The organism is Streptomyces sp. NPDC057963 (genome assembly GCF_042887155.1).
In the GTDB taxonomy this organism is placed as follows: Bacteria; Actinomycetota; Actinomycetes; order Streptomycetales; family Streptomycetaceae; genus Streptomyces.
In genome coordinates this window covers 99,595-115,400 of sequence record NZ_JBHVPX010000006.1, presented here as the reverse complement: position 1 = coordinate 115,400, position 15,806 = coordinate 99,595, and the positions used below count along the sequence as shown (strand labels likewise).

The following is a 15,806-nucleotide window of genomic DNA, read 5'->3' as shown; positions in this document are numbered from 1 at the left end:
CGGGCGGGCCCGCGCCAGGAGCCCGGGACCGCGAACCGCGCTCAGATCCAGCCGCGCTCCCGGGCCAGCAGCGCCGCCTGGGCGCGGCTCGCCGCGCAGAGCTTCTGCATCAGATCGGCGACGTACCGCCGGTAGGTGCGCACCGAGACGCCCAGCTCCCGGGCGCCCGCCTCGTCCTTGCCCACGGTGCACATCGACACCAGCACCCGCCGCTCGGTCTCCGACAGGCCGTCGTCCGCCGTCCCGGTGTCCTCGCCGCTCGCCTGCGAGAGATCGTCCGCCTGGTCCCAGATCTTCTCGAAGAGGGCGATGATGTTGGAGACCAGACCGCTGCGGTGGGCGAGCAGCGCGCCGCGCGAGGTGTCGCGCGGGTCCAGGGGGACCAGCGCGGCTCTGCGGTCGTACACCAGCAGCCGTTCGGCGGTGTGCGCCGTCACCCGGATCGAGGCCCCGTGCGCGGCCAGCTCCCGCAGATAGGCGGCGGTCGCCGGATCCCGCAGCGCGGCCTGTGCGACGACGTTCCGGATGCGCACACCGCGCCGCAGACAGCGCAGATCCAGCGGGCGCGAGCGGGCGATGTTCTCGGGCGACAGCTTCGTGTACGGCTCCACGGAGAGGATCTCGTCCCGGGCGAAGAAGGCGAGGTCGTCGATCCGGTTGCGGATCTGGGCGAGCCCCTCCAGCTGCTCGATGCCCGGCGGAGGGGGTCTTCGCGCACCCTGCTCCGCGCGTAGACCGTCGATGACATGGCGGGACCGGGTGACACGCTGCAGCTCCTGGTGGAGGGCGTGCAGGCGTAAATCGATCAGCCGGGCCAGCGCGACCTCGGGGTCCGTCGGGAAAATGCGCTGGTCGGGGCCTTCCGGATGGAGCAGCCCGAGCTCCTGGAGGCGGTCGACGCACGAGCGGGCGACCTGCGGGTCGGTGTGCAGCAGGAGGTGCAGGTCGTCGGTGGCGGTGCCGGGGTTGCGCAGGAAGTGCCGGTAGATCTCTTCCTCGGCCTCCGAGACCCCGAATACGGACATCTCGTTGTCGCCCACGTGTGCCCCCGCCTGGTCCATGCGCGGCCGCGCACCTCCGGGGGTCGCCCTTGAGTGCTGGTCGACGGCTGCCGTACTCGCTGCCCGTGCAACTGTCTGTGGAATCTTCGGCCAAAGCGTAGACGCTGGGACCGTTTCTGTGACGATCCCGGACACAACTGTGTGGGATACGGAGATGAACGGTGCGTGGTCCGCGACGAGCGGCGCCGCACGCACGACGGGCGGCGCTGGACGTATGACGGGCGGTGCCGGACGTATGACGGGCGGTGCCGGACGTATGACGGGCGGTGCCGGACGTATGACGGGCCGTGCCGACCGGAACCGGACCGGTCCCGGCAGTGGGTCGGCCCCGGGCGGACCGGCAGTACCGCGCCGTCCACCGTCGGAATCGGGCCATGCGCCGCCCCTCGTCGGAATCGGGCCATGCGCCGTCCACCGCCGGAATCGGGCCGCGCGCCGTCCGCCGCGGGGCGATTGCGCACGCGGCTGCCACGGGGGAGTCGTAGGCTTGAACCCCCGGCCCGTGAGACGTGTCGGGTCCTTCGCGTTGCCCCCTGGCAGCAGCCGGCTGCCAGACCTCGCCCTCGTTACCCGGACGGAAGCCCTTCATGAGCCTGCACGGTCTGCTGGATGTCGTCGTACGTGACCCGGCACTCTCCGAAGCGGTGAAGGCCGCCACCGACGGCCACCGGATGCATGTCGACCTCGTCGGTCCGCCCGCCGCCCGCCCCTTCGCCGTGGCCGCGCTGGCCCGTGAGGCCGGGCGGACCGTGCTCGCCATCACCGCGACCGGCCGGGAGGCCGAAGACCTGGCGGCCGCGCTGCGCACCCTGCTGCCGCCGGACACGATCGCGGAGTTCCCGTCCTGGGAGACCCTGCCGCACGAGCGGCTCTCGCCCCGCTCCGACACCGTGGGCCGCCGCCTCGCCGTGCTGCGGCGCCTGGCGCACCCGCGGACGGACGACCCGGAGACCGGCCCGGTCAAGGTCGTCGTCGCACCGGTCCGCTCCGTGCTCCAGCCGCAGGTCAAGGGGCTCGGCGACCTGGAGCCCGTGGCGCTGCGCATCGGACAGAGCGCCGACCTCGGCAAGACGGTCGAGGCGCTCGCGGCAGCCGCGTACTCCCGGGTCGAACTGGTCGAGAAGCGCGGCGAATTCGCGGTGCGCGGCGGCATCCTGGACGTCTTCCCGCCGACCGAGGAGCACCCCCTTCGGGTGGAATTCTGGGGCGACGACGTCGAGGAGATCCGCTACTTCAAGATCGCCGACCAGCGGTCGCTGGAGATCGCCGAGCACGGGCTGTGGGCGCCGCCCTGCCGTGAGCTGCTGCTGACCGACGAGGTGCGCGAGCGGGCCGCCGCCCTCGCCGAGCTCCACCCGGAGCTGGGCGAACTGCTCGGCAAGATCGCCGAGGGGATCGCGGTGGAGGGCATGGAGTCCCTCGCCCCGGTCCTCGTCGACGACATGGAGCTGCTGCTCGACGTCCTGCCCAAGGGCTCGATGGCGCTGGTCTGCGACCCGGAACGGGTCCGTACCAGGGCGGCCGACCTGGTCGCCACCAGCCAGGAGTTCCTCCAGGCGTCCTGGGCGGCGACGGCCGGTGGCGGCGAGGCCCCGATCGATGTCGGCGCGGCCTCCCTGCGGGGCATCGCGGACGTCCGCGACCGGGCCCGCGAGCTGGAGATGATGTGGTGGTCGGTCTCCCCGTTCGCCGCGGACGACGAGCTCGACGAGGACACCCTCAAGCTCGCGATGCACGCTCCGGAGTCCTACCGGGGCGACACCGCCCGCGCGCTCGCCGACACCAAGGGCTGGATCGCCGACGGCTGGCGCACGGTGTACGTCACCGAGGGCCAGGGGCTCGCCTCCCGTACCGTCGAGGTGCTGAGCGGCGAGGGCATCGCCGCCCGCCTGGACCCCGACCTGGCGGAGATCTCCCCGTCGCTGGTCCACGTCTCCTGCGGCGCGATCGACCAGGGCTTCATCGATCCGGCGCTCGGGCTCGCCGTCCTCACCGAGACGGACCTGACCGGCCAGCGCACCGCCACCAAGGACCTGGGCCGGATGCCGGCCCGCCGCCGCAAGACGATCGACCCGCTGACGCTGGAGACCGGCGACTACATCGTCCACGAACAGCACGGTGTGGGCCGCTACATCGAGATGGTGCAGCGCACCGTGCAGGGCGCCACCCGCGAGTACCTCCTGGTCGAATACGCCCCCGCCAAGCGGGGCCAGCCCGGCGACCGCCTCTACATCCCGACCGACCAGCTGGAACAGGTCACCAAGTACGTCGGCGGCGAGGCGCCCACCCTGCACCGGCTCGGCGGCGCCGACTGGACGAAGACCAAGGCGCGCGCCAAGAAGGCGGTCAAGGAGATCGCCGCCGACCTGATCAAGCTCTACTCGGCGCGGATGGCGGCGCCCGGCCATGTCTTCGGCCCCGACACCCCCTGGCAGCGCGAGCTGGAGGACGCCTTCCCGTACGCGGAGACGCCCGACCAGCTCTCCACCATCGCCGAGGTCAAGGAGGACATGGAGAAGTCCGTCCCGATGGACCGGCTGATCTGCGGCGACGTCGGCTACGGCAAGACGGAGATCGCCGTGCGGGCGGCGTTCAAGGCGGTCCAGGACGGCAAGCAGGTCGCCGTCCTCGTCCCCACGACCCTCCTGGTCCAGCAGCACTACGGTACGTTCACCGAGCGCTACTCCCAATTCCCGGTCAATGTACGGGCGCTCAGCCGCTTCCAGTCCGATTCCGAGTCCAAGTCGACCCTCGAAGGACTCCGCGAAGGCTCCGTCGACCTGGTCATCGGCACCCACCGCCTCTTCTCCTCCGAGACGAGGTTCAAGGACCTGGGCCTGGTCATCGTCGACGAGGAACAGCGCTTCGGCGTCGAGCACAAGGAGCAGCTGAAGAAGCTCCGCGCCAACGTGGACGTCCTCACCATGTCCGCGACGCCCATCCCCCGTACGCTCGAAATGGCCGTGACCGGCATCCGCGAGATGTCGACGATCACCACGCCGCCCGAGGAGCGCCACCCGGTCCTCACCTTCGTCGGCCCCTACGAGGAGAAGCAGATCGGCGCGGCCATCCGCCGTGAACTGCTCCGCGAGGGCCAGGCGTTCTACATCCACAACCGCGTCGAGTCGATCGACCGGGCCGCCGCGCGACTGCGCGAGATCGTCCCCGAGGCGAGGATCGCCACCGCCCACGGCCAGATGTCCGAACAGGCCCTGGAGCAAGTGGTGGTGGACTTCTGGGAGAAGAAGTTCGACGTCCTGGTCTCCACGACGATCGTCGAGTCCGGCATCGACATCTCCAACGCCAACACCCTGATCGTGGAGCGCGGCGACAACTTCGGCCTCTCCCAGCTCCACCAGCTGCGCGGCCGCGTGGGCCGTGGCCGCGAGCGCGGTTACGCGTACTTCCTCTACCCCCCGGAGAAGCCCCTCACCGAGACGGCCCACGAGCGCCTGGCCACGATCGCCCAGCACACCGAGATGGGCGCGGGCATGTACGTGGCGATGAAGGACCTCGAAATCCGCGGCGCCGGAAACCTCCTGGGCGGCGAACAGTCCGGCCACATCGCGGGCGTCGGCTTCGACCTCTACGTACGCATGGTCGGCGAGGCGGTCGCCGACTACCGGGCCTCCCTCGAAGGCGGCGTGGAGGAGGAACCGCCCCTGGAGGTCAAGATCGAGCTCCCGGTCGACGCCCACGTCCCCCACGACTACGCGCCCGGCGAGCGGCTGCGCCTCCAGGCGTACCGCGCCATCGCCTCCGCCAACACCGAGGACGACATCAGGGCGGTCCGCGAGGAACTCACCGACCGCTACGGCAAGCTCCCCGAACCGGTCGAGAACCTGCTCCTGGTCGCGGGCCTGCGCATGCTGGCCCGCGCCTGCGGCGTCGGCGAGATCGTGCTCCAGGGCTCGAACATCCGGTTCGCCCCGGTCGAGCTGCGCGAATCGCAGGAGCTCCGTCTGAAGCGCCTCTACCCGAAGACGGTCATCAAGCCGGCCGTCCACCAGATCCTGGTCCCCCGCCCCACCGCAGGCAGGATCGGCGGCAAGCCGGTGGTCGGCCGTGAACTGCTGGCGTGGACGGGGGAGTTCCTCACGACGATCCTGGGGTCGTAGTCCCTGAGCGTTTCCTGCCCCGGCCCTGTCGGACACCCGACAGGGCCGGGCCCTTTCATGGCGTCCGGGGAGCCACGGGCCTCTTGAAGGCGAGCCGCACGGTCTTGCCGACGACGTGATCATCGACGCCGAAGCCGCGTGAGGCACCAACGGAGGTGCGCCTGCGGGGAAAGTGTCGTTGCTGCGACAGGGACACGGTGGTTCACCGCCTTGCTCGCGGGCCGTAAGGTGATGGTGGCTGTACTGCTATTCACGAAAAGCAGCCAGATTTACGCTGGGGGGCGCACTTGAGTCGCCTACCGTGTGATGCGGCGGGTTGCGCTGCACGAGCGCATCGCGGCCGACCTCAGAGACCAGATCATGGGCGGCGACCTCGCCCCGGGTGCCGGCCTTCCGTCCACCGTGCACCTCAAGGAACGGTTCAACGCCTCGAACGCGACCGTGCAGAAGGCATTGCAACTGCTCAAGGACGAGCAGTTGGTGATCGGCAGGCCGGGCGCCGCGGTGACGGTCCGCGAACACCGGCAGCGAACCGTGCGCCCGGCCTCGTACATGACTCCGGCAGGTTCGGGCGAGCCGTACCGCTGGCTGACAGAAGCGGCCAAGAGCGGCTCCCGCGCGCACAGCACACTCCTTGAGGCCGCCGAGGCCGAGCCGCCGGCAGACATTGCCGAGGCGCTCCGGCTCCCGAAGTCCGGCACCGCACTTCTGCGGCGCCAGCTTCTCGTGATGGACGACGAACCGGTCGAGCTGGTCGCGTCCTACTACCCGCTGGAGATCGCCCGTGGCACGGCGATGACGGAGCGCCGGAAGATCCCCGGCGGCACCCCGACTCTGCTGGCAGAGCTGGGCTACCCGCCGCGGCTCAGCGTGGACCGGGTCTCCGCGCGGGTGCCCACGCAGGACCAGTACCAGGCACTCCGGCTGCCCGGTGACCTGCCGGTGCTCCGTACCCTGCGCGTGGTCTACAGCGACGACGAGCGGCCGATCGAGGCGACGGTCATGGTCAAGGCAGGTCATCTGTATGAGCTTCAGTACGAGTTCACGGCCGAGCGCGAGTGAGAGCCGGCACGGCCGACGCATGTGAAACCGCCCCCTGGCACCCGATAGCCGTCCGTCGGTCTCGGCTGTCCGGAACCTCTGCACGAGGACACCGGCAACGCCGGAGCACGGCGGGTCGGCAGCCGGCTGTGTCCGACAGCTAGCCTGTCGCTTCCTCGTCCATGGTTTCCGAACCTCCTGATTTCTGGATCACTGAGTGATTCACCGCGGTAGGCCGCCCAGCCCGCGCCGGGGCGCGAAGAGTGCGCACTTGCGGAACCAGCAACGCTCCCAAGGTCGCCGCAACAATCAGAGCGCCGCAAGCAAACAGCATCCGGTCCGTACCCCATGCATCGGCGGCCGGCCCCGCGACCAGCAAGCCCAACGGAGCGAACGCGAGCGAACCGAACCAGTCGTACGAGCTGACCCTGGACAGAGCCTCCTCCGGTACTTCCCGCTGAATCGTGGAGGACCACAGCACACCGAAGACATCGGAGGACACTCCCGACCCGAACATCGCCACCGCGATCAGCCACACCGGAGCCCCGAGCCCCAACAGCACAATCGGCACGGCTGACGGCAATGTGGCCAGAACCGCCACCAGGACCGGCCGTTCGACCCGCACCTTGGCCGCCAGGCCCGCGCCCGCGACAGCTCCGAGGGCTTGTGCGGCAACGATCGCCGACCAGGCGCGAGCGCCACCAAGATGGTGCTCGGCTGCCAGCGGACCCAGCACGCCGACGTTGGCGTTCAACGCGGCAACAACGAGGGTGTATTGGCAGACCACAGCCCACAGCCACTGCCGGGAGGAGAACTCCCGCCACCCCTCTCGCAGGTCCGCCCAGCCGGAGGACTGCTTCCGCGGACGTCCACCGATCACCAGCAATGACGTCAGCACCGCACTGATCACGAATGTGAGGGCATTCAACGCCAGCGCCCAGCCGGCGCCCAGCCAAGCCACCGTCACACCCGACAGGGCCAAGCCCAACAGCAACGAGATGTTCGTACCCACACGCAGCAATCCGTTGGCCTGCTGAAGCTGCTCGGCCGGTACCACCAGGGGCACCACGCCGTCCATCGCCGGAGCAAACAGCGCCGTAGCCGTGCCCGCGGCCACAGCCAGCACGCACATCAGCAGCAGCGGGGCATGGCCTGCCAGTACCAGGACCGCCAACCCGCCGTATGCCGCAGCACCGACCACATCGGCCATCGCCATCAGCCGGGAACGTGACATCCGATCCGCGATCACGCCCCCCAACAGGATGAGAGCCAGTTGCGGTACCGCCTGACAAGCCAGGACCAACGACAGCCGCCCCGGACCGGAGCCCGGCAGAGCCAGCACTGCGAACGCCAGCGCCACGCGGGCGAAGCCGTTGCCCAGAACCGAAATGGCGCGCGCGGAAGCAAGAAGGGCGAACTGCCGGCTCCGCCACAACGGCGACCGGTTCACGTCGAGGGACATGGCGGTGGACTCTACGACCCCGCCGCTTCGCCAGACTTCTGATCAGGCCAGCACGGCAACACTGCCGACCAGCGCAAAGAAGGCGTGCGGCCTTCCAACTCCGGCCAGGTACAGACTCCTCGATGGCCTGAACGAGCCTCTCCGCTGATCATTTCTGCCCGTCCTCCGAAGAGAACCACCGTGAGTGACCTCGACCTCTCGCAGCTTTGCGACTGTCAGGGTCGTTCAGCCTGCCGGGAGACGGAGACGGAGACGGGGCCCTTGCTCTTCCTGTTCGGGAAATGCCCGTACTCTCCTTCGCCGCCCGCGCCGAGGCGCCCAGGACGGCGACAAAACATACATGAATGTATGATACATCGACGTAACATACCTGGATGAATGTTAAGTGAGCCGTTCTGCGGTGTCGGTGAACAGGCTGTAGCCCCCCGGCGGTGAACCCGCGGTGGCCCCGGCGCGCTTCGACGGGAAGTGTGATTCAGGCCGCATCCGGCCCGAACCGTAGCCATGAGCATGCCTCCCAGGGGGAGACATCCGTACGATTCCCAAGATCAGCTTTCTCCCCGTCAGGACGGCTTCGAGTGATATCTCCCCGTACGTACCGAGTAATGCTGCCCGCCCTCAGCGTGGCGGCTGTGCTGGCCCTGGCCGGCTGCGGCCCCGAGCAGACGTCCTCCGGGACCGGGCAGAAGGGCGGCGGGTCGCAGGACGGCGGACGGGCCGTCACCGGGTTCGGGGCGAGCCCGCTCGCCAACGCCGACGGTACGAAGCCGGGGCTCGCGCCGCTCACCTCCGAGGCGGACCGGGCGGCCGGCCGGAAGATCATCGAGAAGGTGGCGACGAAGGGGCGGGGCCCGAAGACCGGGTACACGCGCGACAAGTTCGGCTATGCCTGGAAGGACTCGATCGACGGGATACCGCTCGCGCGGAACGGCTGCGACACCCGCAACGACCTCCTCGCCAGGGACGGCAAGGACGTGAAGTTCCGCTCTGGTTCGGACTGCGTGGTCGTGTCGATGACCCTCAAGGACCCGTACACCGGCTCGACCATCGACTGGCGCAAGCAGCAGGCCGCCAAGGTCCAGATCGACCACGTGATGCCGCTGTCGTACGACTGGCAGATGGGCGCCGCCCGCTGGAACGAGACCAAGCGGCAGCAGATCGCCAACGACCCGCTCAATCTCATCCCGGTCGACGGCCCGGCCAACAACGCCAAGCGGGACTCGGGGCCGGCGTCCTGGCTGCCGCCGTACAAGCCGGTCCGCTGCTCGTACGCGGTGCGGTTCGCACAGGTCTCCCTGAAGTACGGACTCCCCGTCACCACCGACGACAAGAAGGCCATGCTGGAGCAGTGCGGCGGCTGACCGGGCGCCGCGGGGCCCAGGGTGAGGGCTGGCGGGTACGGGACGGAGCCGGCCCTCACCGCCCTCGGGTGCGGCGCCGGGTGTGAACGCGCGGACGGAACCCGCCCGTTGCGGGGCGGGTTCCGTGGTGCCGTGCGGGTCAGGAGGGTGAGATCTTCGGCTTCCTCACCGGGAACGGCTTGTTGAACCCGGAGAACTCGACGGTGAGGGGGCGGCCGTCGCCGCGCGCGCCGTCCGTCAGGTGGGCCCGCAGGAGGTAGGGCCGGCCCTCGGTGGCGATGCTCGCCGTCCATGTCCCGCCGTTCGCCCTGCCGCTGACGGTCAGAGCGGGTGCGTCGGTGGTGGCGTCGGGGCCGGGCGTCGTGGCCCTTCCCTTGCGGGCCGTCGCGCTCCTCGGCGCGAGGCGGCCGAGCAGCGTCTCGCGGTCGCAGTAGCGCAGGGCGAACTCCGTGTGGCGGTCGCCGCCGGGGGCCTTCACCCAGCGGCCGGTGAGCTTCTCGATGCCGGCGGCGGTGCTGCCGTTCCCGCGCGGCCCGCCGGGGGAGGCGGCCGTCCTCAGCATCGCGGCGTCGGACCGGGTGTAGACCGTGCCCCCTGTCCGCACCAGCTCAAGGGTGCCGGCCGCGCCCAGGGAGAGCGTGACCGTGCACTCGCCCCTGACGTCCGTGGCGACGTATGCCTCGACCGGGCCCTCGGGGGAGGTCGTCTCCACCGTCATGCGCACCGACTTGGCGCCCCGGGTCGCCGCGAGGGCCTTGTTGACGACCTCGGGGCCGGTCAGCCGGGCAAAGGGAGCGGCGTTCCGCTCGTCGTCGAAGAGCGTGCCGCAGGCCGCCGTGAGGGCGAGGGCCGTCATGGTGCACAGGGCGGCTGCCGCGGTACGGGCGAGTGGGCGCATGGGGGTCGGCTCCGGTCGAAGGGTGGGGGAGGTCAGAGCTTCAGGTCCCACTGGGTGGCGTCGTACGTAAAGCCGGGGTTGACCTCGACCGTGAGGTCCTTGGCGCCCGCGGGGGCGTCGAAGGCGAACTGGACCGTGACCTTCTTGCCCGGCAGAACCGTGCCGCTGAAGCCCTCGCCGACCTTGCCGTCGAAGACCTGCTCGGCCTCCGCGCCCTCCTGGCCGGCGCGGGCCGTGACGTTGACGAGCGCGGCGTCGAACTTCTCCTTGCCCGCGTTCTCGACGACGACGGCCACCCGGTACGCCTTGTTGCCCTTGGTGTGCCCGGCGGCGTACGCGTCCGGGGTGTACGAGGTGGCGTCGCCCACCGTGACCGTCAGGTCGTCGTCGTACACGGCCGAGTCGCCTGCCTCCAGTGCCTTGCCGGTGTCCTTCTTCTTGCCCGCGCCGCCGTCCTTGGCGGAATCGTCGCCGCCGGGCTTCGGCTTCGCGGAGGCCGTGGTGTCCGACACTGCCTTGTCGAGGTCCTTCACCGCGTCGTCCACCACCTTGTACGTGATCACCGCGCCCACCACCGTGAGGATCAGCGAGATCAGGCCGAGGACGGCGCCGAAGGTGGCCATGCCCTTGTTGGTGGCCCCGCCCCGCTTGGCCCGGCCCCGGCCCGCCAGACCCAGGATCAGGGCGATGACGCCGAGGATGCCCGCCAGCCAGAACATGAACGGGATCAGGCCCGACACGGCGCCGATGATGCCCAGAACGAGGGCGGAGATGCCCAGTCCGTTGCGCGCCGGACGGGTGCCCGGCGCTTGGGCGGGGGCGTACGGCGGCTGGGGCTGCGGGGACTGCGGCGGCTGCGTGAACTGGGACATGGCTGTGCCCTCCGGCAAAAGCAGAGACGGGTGGTGAGCGATTCCGTGCGTCGCTCGTGTAGCGATGGGTCAATAACAACAGAGCTTGTGAACCGAGTCAACACTGTTCACGATGGATGGGTTGATGCACGCTGTGAATCGATGTCGCGCAAACAGGATCGGTATGCTCGCCGACACCGCACGAGGGCCAACGCCGCACGAGGGCCAACGCCGCACGAGTGCCGACACCGCACGAGGGCCAAGCACCGCACGAGGGCCGGTGCCGGGACCAGCCAGTGCCGGGACCAGCCAGTGCCAGGACCAGGGAGACAGTCAGTGCCGGAGAACTCGACAGAGGTGACCGCGGCCGGGATCGCCCGGCTCGCGGGCGTGGGACGGGCCGCCGTCAGCAACTGGCGCCGCCGCCACGCCGACTTCCCCAAGCCGGTCGGAGGCACCGAGACGAGCCCGTCCTTCGCGCTGCCCGAGGTCGAGCAGTGGCTGCGCGAGCAGGGCAAGCTCGCCGAGGTCCCCCTCCGCGAACGGGTCTGGCAACAGCTCGCGGGACACCCGGCAGGCGCGGTCCCCGCCCTGGTCCACGTGGGCTGCGCCCTGCTGCTCCGGCGGAACAGCCCCACCGCCTGGCAGGAGATCACCGCGGTGTCGGACGAGGCGATGGCGGGCGTGCTGTCCCTCGCCCTCAACGACCTGCTCGCCGACCGCTTCGGACTCGCCGCGGAAGCCGGAAGGGCCGTTCACGCCCCCGGTCGGGCGGAACTGCTGCCGTCCGTTCCGCTGCTCCGCGGCGCCTCGGAGCTCGCCGCGGAAACAGGGGCCCGGGAGACCTTCGAGTTCCTGCTCGGCCGTCAACTGGACGCCAACCCGCGCCAGTACACACTCACCCCGCCCGGACTCGCCGAGCTGATGGCGGCCCTGGTGGAGACCGGGAAGCGGCCCGCCCGCACCGTCCTCGACCCCGCCGCGGGCACCGGTGCCCTGCTGTGCGCCGTCGACCGCCCGGCCGCCCTGTACGCGCAGGAGGCCGACCCCGACCTCGCCGCGCTCACCGCGCTGCGGCTCGCCCTGCACACCGACGCCGGCAGTGGCCGCGCCGTCGCGGCACGGACCGGCGACACCCTGCGCGCCGACGCCTTCCCGCAGCTCGCCGCCGACGCCGTGCTCTGCCACCCGCCGTTCAACGAACGCAACTGGGGCCACGACGAACTCGCCTACGACCCGCGCTGGGAGTACGGCTTCCCGGCCCGCACCGAGTCCGAACTCGCCTGGGTCCAGCACGCCCTGGCCCATCTGCGCGAGGGCGGTACCGCCGTACTCCTGATGCCCCCGGCCGCCGCCTCGCGCCGTTCCGGCCGCCGGATCCGCGCCGATCTGCTGCGCCGCGGAGCCCTGCGCGCCGTCATCGCGCTCCCGGCCGGCGCCGCACCCCCGTACGGCATCCCGCTCCACCTCTGGGTGCTGCGCAAGCCGGGCAGCGGTCTGCACCCCTCGCCCGAGCTGCTGCTCGTCGACACCGCCGAACCCGTCGATTCCCCCTCGGCGGGCCCGGCGGCCGCCGCCCCGTCCGGCGGGCGCGACCGGCTCGACTGGCAGGCGCTGCGCGGCGCCGTGCTCGATGCCTGGCGGTCGTTCGAGGGCGTGGGCACGGGTGAGGGCAAGGACGCGGGCGAAGGCGCAGGCGCAGGCGAACATGAGGACGCGGGCGCGGGCAGGGGCAGGGGCAAGAGGGCAGGCAGGCCCAGCAGGGCGGAACCGGCCGGGCCCGGCCCGCTCTCCGCGGTCCGTCCGGGCGCCGGGCGCGCCGTCCCCGTCATCGAACTCCTCGACGACGACGTGGACCTGGCCCCCGCCCGCCATCTGCCACCCCCGGCGGCCGCGGGCGGACCGGCCGAGCTGATCCGCGTACGGGAACGGCTGACCGAGACGCTCGGACTCACCGGCACCCTCACCCCGCCGGCCGCGACCCTCTCCGACCCGGCCCACTGGCCGCTCACCACCGTCGGTGAACTCGCCCGCGCCGGCGCACTCCAGCTCCGCACCGGCGGCTCGGGCACCGGCCCGGCCCCCGTCCTCACGGAACACGACGTCCTCGGCTCCACCGCCCCGTCGGGAAGCCTCCCCGCCGACGGCGCCGCCGAGGAGCCCGTCCTCGTCGAACCGGGCGATGTCGTCGTCCCCGTGCTCGGCGGCGGATCCGTCGCCCGCGTCATCGACGACGCCACCGCGGGTGCCGCACTGGGCCGCAACCTCCAGCTGCTGCGCCCCGATCCGGCCGCCCTCGACCCCTGGTTCCTCGCCGGCTTCCTGCGCGGCACCGCTAACAACCGCCAGGCCAGCAGCTACGCCTCCACCGCCACCCGGCTGGACGCCCGCCGTCTCCAACTGCCCCGGCTGCCGCTCGCGGAACAGCGGCGGTACGGGGCACGGTTCCGCGCCCTGGCCGAGTTCGAGGACGCGCTCCGGCTGGCCGGGCGGCTCGGCGGTCAGCTGGTCCAGGGGATGTACGACGGGCTGACGGACGGCACGGTCACGCCGGAGTGAGCCGAACCACAACGGTTCCGTACAACCCGGGGCCAGTTGCCGGTGTCGCCCTTTACGCTCGGTTCTGCGTGCATCGAACGTGTGCGTGGACGTTCAACGACCAGGTCTCCAGGAGCAGCCATGTACGCCCCGGGTCATCCGCCGACGCCGCCGCGCCGGGTTCCCAGCCGGGCCTGGATCGTCTCGATGCGTGTGCTGTTCGCCGTGCTTTCGGTGGGTTCCCTCGGACTGCTGCTGTGGAGCCCGCTGCTCCGTCTCGCGATCGTGCGCCGCCGGGCGTCCGACTGGTGGCTGACCGCGGCCGGCTTCGTGTTCGTCTGCACGCTGTTGCCGATCCTCGGCCGGGACGGCAACGACGACCCCAGCGGCATCGACAACGTCCTCATACCGCTGCTGCTGGTGGTGATGGTGGCCGCTCCCGCGTACTACCTGGTAGGGGACATCCGGCACTACGAACGGCTGACGAGGCAGAACGGCATGGGCGGATACGCCCCCTTGCCACCGGGGTACGGATACGCGGCCACGGTGCCGATGCCCGCGCCCGCGTCCGCGCCCGTCCACGCACCGGCCCAGGCCCCCACACCGGCGCCGGCCCCCATGCCCGCGATCCCCCAGGCCCCCGCGCCCGCACAACAGTCGCCCGTCGCATCACCACAGCAGTACCAGCAGCCCCAGCCGCACCCCTCGGCCCACCCCCAACCACATCCCCAACCACATCCCCAGCCCCACCCCCAACCCGGCCCGCGGCCCCAGCGCATCGACCAGGTCCGCGCCGAACTCGACGAGTTGAGCGACTACCTCCGAGGCGACCACCCCCGCGCCGACCACCTCCCCGCCGACCACCTCCCCGGCGACCACCTCCCCGGCGACCACCTCTGCAAGGAGGAGGGCCGGTGAGCGGACGCCTCATCGGCGGGCGGTACCAGCTGGCGACCATCCTCGGCCAGGGCGGCATGGGCCAGGTCTGGACGGCATACGACCAGCGCCTCGACCGCCGGGTCGCGGTGAAGCTGCTCCGCCCCGACCGGGTCACCGGTCCCCTCGGCAGCGGGGCGGCGGGCGAGCTGCGCCGCCGCTTCGTCCGCGAGTGCCGGGTCACCGCCCAGGTCGACCACCCGGGCCTGGTCACCGTCCACGACGCGGGCAGTGACGGCGACGACCTGTACCTCGTCATGCAGTACGTCGAGGGCGCCGACCTCGCCGACCATCTTGCCGAGCACGACCCGTACCCCTGGCAGTGGTCCGTCGCGGTCGCCGCCCAGCTCTGTGCCGTCCTCGCCGCCGTGCACGCGGTGCCGATCGTCCACCGCGACCTCAAGCCCCGCAATGTGATGGTGCGTCCGGACGGCACCGTCACCGTCCTCGACCTCGGCGTGGCCTCCGTCCTGGACACCGACACCACCCGCCTCACCCACACCGGTTCACCGATCGGCTCCCCGGCCTACATGGCGCCCGAGCAGGCGATGGGCGGTGCCGTCGGCCCGTACACCGATCTGTACGCCCTCGGTGTGCTCCTCCACGAACTCCTCAGCGGTGACGTGCCATTCGCCGGATCGACCGCCCTCGGCGTGCTCCACCGCCACCTCTACGAGCCGCCGCTCCCGGTCCGCCGGATCCGGCCCGACATCCCCGAGCCGCTCGAAGCACTGGTGCTGCGGCTGCTGGCCAAGGACCCGCAGCACCGTCCGGCCGGCGCCCAGGAGGTGTACGAACACCTCGCCCCGCTGCTCCCCTCCCGGGGCAACGGGCTGCCCACCGGGCCGCTCGACCCGACCCGCCCCTTCCTGCGCCCGCACGCCCCGTGGCCCGACCGCGCCACCACACCGCCCCCTCCGGCGGCCCCGCCCGCCCCGGCGGCCGCCCGGCCCGACGTCGCCGCCGCCGTCGACGACGTCAAGAAGCTGCTCGGCGAGGGCCGCATCACCCAGGCCGTGGACATCCTCGGCTCGATCCTCCCGGTCGCGGCCGAACAGCACGGCGAGGACTCCGCCGTGGTCCGCATCCTGCGCAAGCAGTACGCGGCGACACTGATGGACGACGGCCAGTACCGCCGCGCCTTGCCCGAACTGCGCCGCCTCGCCGACGACCGCGCGGCGGAGGCCGGCCCGGCCGACGCCCAGACACTCCAGTTCCGCTACGACGCGGCCCAGTGCCTGGAGCAGCTCGGTGAACCGGCCGCCGCGCTCGCGGAGTACCGCGCGGTTCTCCCGTACTACGAGAACCACCACGCCACGGGCAACGACCCGGCCCGCTCCTTCGAGATCCGCAACCGCATCGGGCACCTGCTGCTCGCGGTCGGCGACCACGTGGCGGCGCGCGTTCAGCTCCAGGGGCTGCTGTACGACACGGAGCGGGCGTACGGACCGCACCACCCGCTGCCGGTGGAGCTGCGCCGCCGGCTCGACCGCCAGGTGGAGGTGCGCGGCGGCTGACAGCGCGCCGTGCCCGGCGCGGG

General features: G+C 71.4%; 10 protein-coding genes. 6 read left to right on the top strand and 4 right to left on the bottom strand.

The features are described 5' to 3' along the window. Positions 1–41: 41 nt before the first annotated feature. Positions 42–1,040, bottom strand: coding sequence for a LuxR C-terminal-related transcriptional regulator (locus ACFVT1_RS16085; protein ID WP_389796182.1), 999 nt, complete (start codon positions 1,038–1,040; stop codon positions 42–44). Between the two features lie 608 nt (positions 1,041–1,648). Here ACFVT1_RS16085 and mfd point away from each other — a divergent pair. Further along, a complete protein-coding gene (gene mfd, locus ACFVT1_RS16080; RefSeq protein WP_389795632.1) occupies positions 1,649–5,179 on the top strand; it encodes a transcription-repair coupling factor in 3,531 nt (1,176 codons plus the stop codon). A 306-nt stretch (positions 5,180–5,485) separates the two neighbouring features. Continuing rightward, positions 5,486–6,241 (top strand): GntR family transcriptional regulator, encoded by a 756-nt coding sequence (locus tag ACFVT1_RS16075; protein WP_389795631.1) that lies wholly within the window; start codon positions 5,486–5,488, stop codon positions 6,239–6,241. A gap of 139 nt (positions 6,242–6,380) precedes the next feature. Here ACFVT1_RS16075 and ACFVT1_RS16070 read toward each other — a convergent pair whose 3' ends face one another. After that, a complete protein-coding gene (locus ACFVT1_RS16070; protein WP_389795630.1) occupies positions 6,381–7,682 on the bottom strand; it encodes an MFS transporter in 1,302 nt (433 codons plus the stop codon). A 578-nt stretch (positions 7,683–8,260) separates the two neighbouring features. On the opposite strand from ACFVT1_RS16070, the gene ACFVT1_RS16065 reads away from it, so the two are divergent. After that, positions 8,261–9,043, top strand: coding sequence for an HNH endonuclease family protein (locus ACFVT1_RS16065; RefSeq protein WP_389795628.1), 783 nt, complete (start codon positions 8,261–8,263; stop codon positions 9,041–9,043). A 139-nt stretch (positions 9,044–9,182) separates the two neighbouring features. On the opposite strand, the gene ACFVT1_RS16060 is transcribed toward ACFVT1_RS16065, so the two are convergent. Then, positions 9,183–9,941 carry a hypothetical protein gene (locus ACFVT1_RS16060; RefSeq protein WP_389795627.1) on the bottom strand — a complete coding sequence of 253 codons (759 nt, stop codon included), beginning with the start codon at positions 9,939–9,941 and terminating at the stop codon, positions 9,183–9,185. A 32-nt stretch (positions 9,942–9,973) separates the two neighbouring features. After that, positions 9,974–10,813: a DUF4190 domain-containing protein gene (locus tag ACFVT1_RS16055; protein ID WP_389795625.1), complete on the bottom strand. Its 840-nt coding sequence runs from the start codon at positions 10,811–10,813 to the stop codon at positions 9,974–9,976. Positions 10,814–11,128: 315 nt separating this feature from the next. On the opposite strand from ACFVT1_RS16055, the gene ACFVT1_RS16050 reads away from it, so the two are divergent. From ACFVT1_RS16050 to ACFVT1_RS16040, 3 genes are all read left to right on the top strand, one after another. After that, positions 11,129–13,351, top strand: a complete 2,223-nt coding sequence (locus tag ACFVT1_RS16050; protein WP_389795623.1) for an N-6 DNA methylase — start codon at positions 11,129–11,131, stop codon at positions 13,349–13,351. A 120-nt stretch (positions 13,352–13,471) separates the two neighbouring features. After that, positions 13,472–14,248, top strand: coding sequence for a hypothetical protein (locus ACFVT1_RS16045; RefSeq protein ID WP_389795622.1), 777 nt, complete (start codon positions 13,472–13,474; stop codon positions 14,246–14,248). Then, on the top strand, positions 14,245–15,783 hold the full coding sequence (locus ACFVT1_RS16040; protein ID WP_389795621.1) for a protein kinase: 1,539 nt from the start codon (positions 14,245–14,247) through the stop codon (positions 15,781–15,783). The genes ACFVT1_RS16045 and ACFVT1_RS16040 overlap by 4 nt, the downstream gene beginning before the upstream one ends. Positions 15,784–15,806: the final 23 nt, after the last annotated feature.

Bases quoted from the DNA above. Each gene is read 5' to 3' on its own strand.
- ACFVT1_RS16070 (WP_389795630.1), bottom strand. From the start codon at position 7,682: ATGTCCCTCGACGTGAACCGGTCGCCGTTGTGGCGGAGCCGGCAGTTC.
- ACFVT1_RS16055 (WP_389795625.1), bottom strand. From the start codon at position 10,813: ATGTCCCAGTTCACGCAGCCGCCGCAGTCCCCGCAGCCCCAGCCGCCG.
- ACFVT1_RS16060 (WP_389795627.1), bottom strand. From the start codon at position 9,941: ATGCGCCCACTCGCCCGTACCGCGGCAGCCGCCCTGTGCACCATGACG.
- mfd (WP_389795632.1), top strand. From the start codon at position 1,649: ATGAGCCTGCACGGTCTGCTGGATGTCGTCGTACGTGACCCGGCACTC.
- ACFVT1_RS16075 (WP_389795631.1), top strand. From the start codon at position 5,486: ATGCGGCGGGTTGCGCTGCACGAGCGCATCGCGGCCGACCTCAGAGAC.
- ACFVT1_RS16045 (WP_389795622.1), top strand. From the start codon at position 13,472: ATGTACGCCCCGGGTCATCCGCCGACGCCGCCGCGCCGGGTTCCCAGC.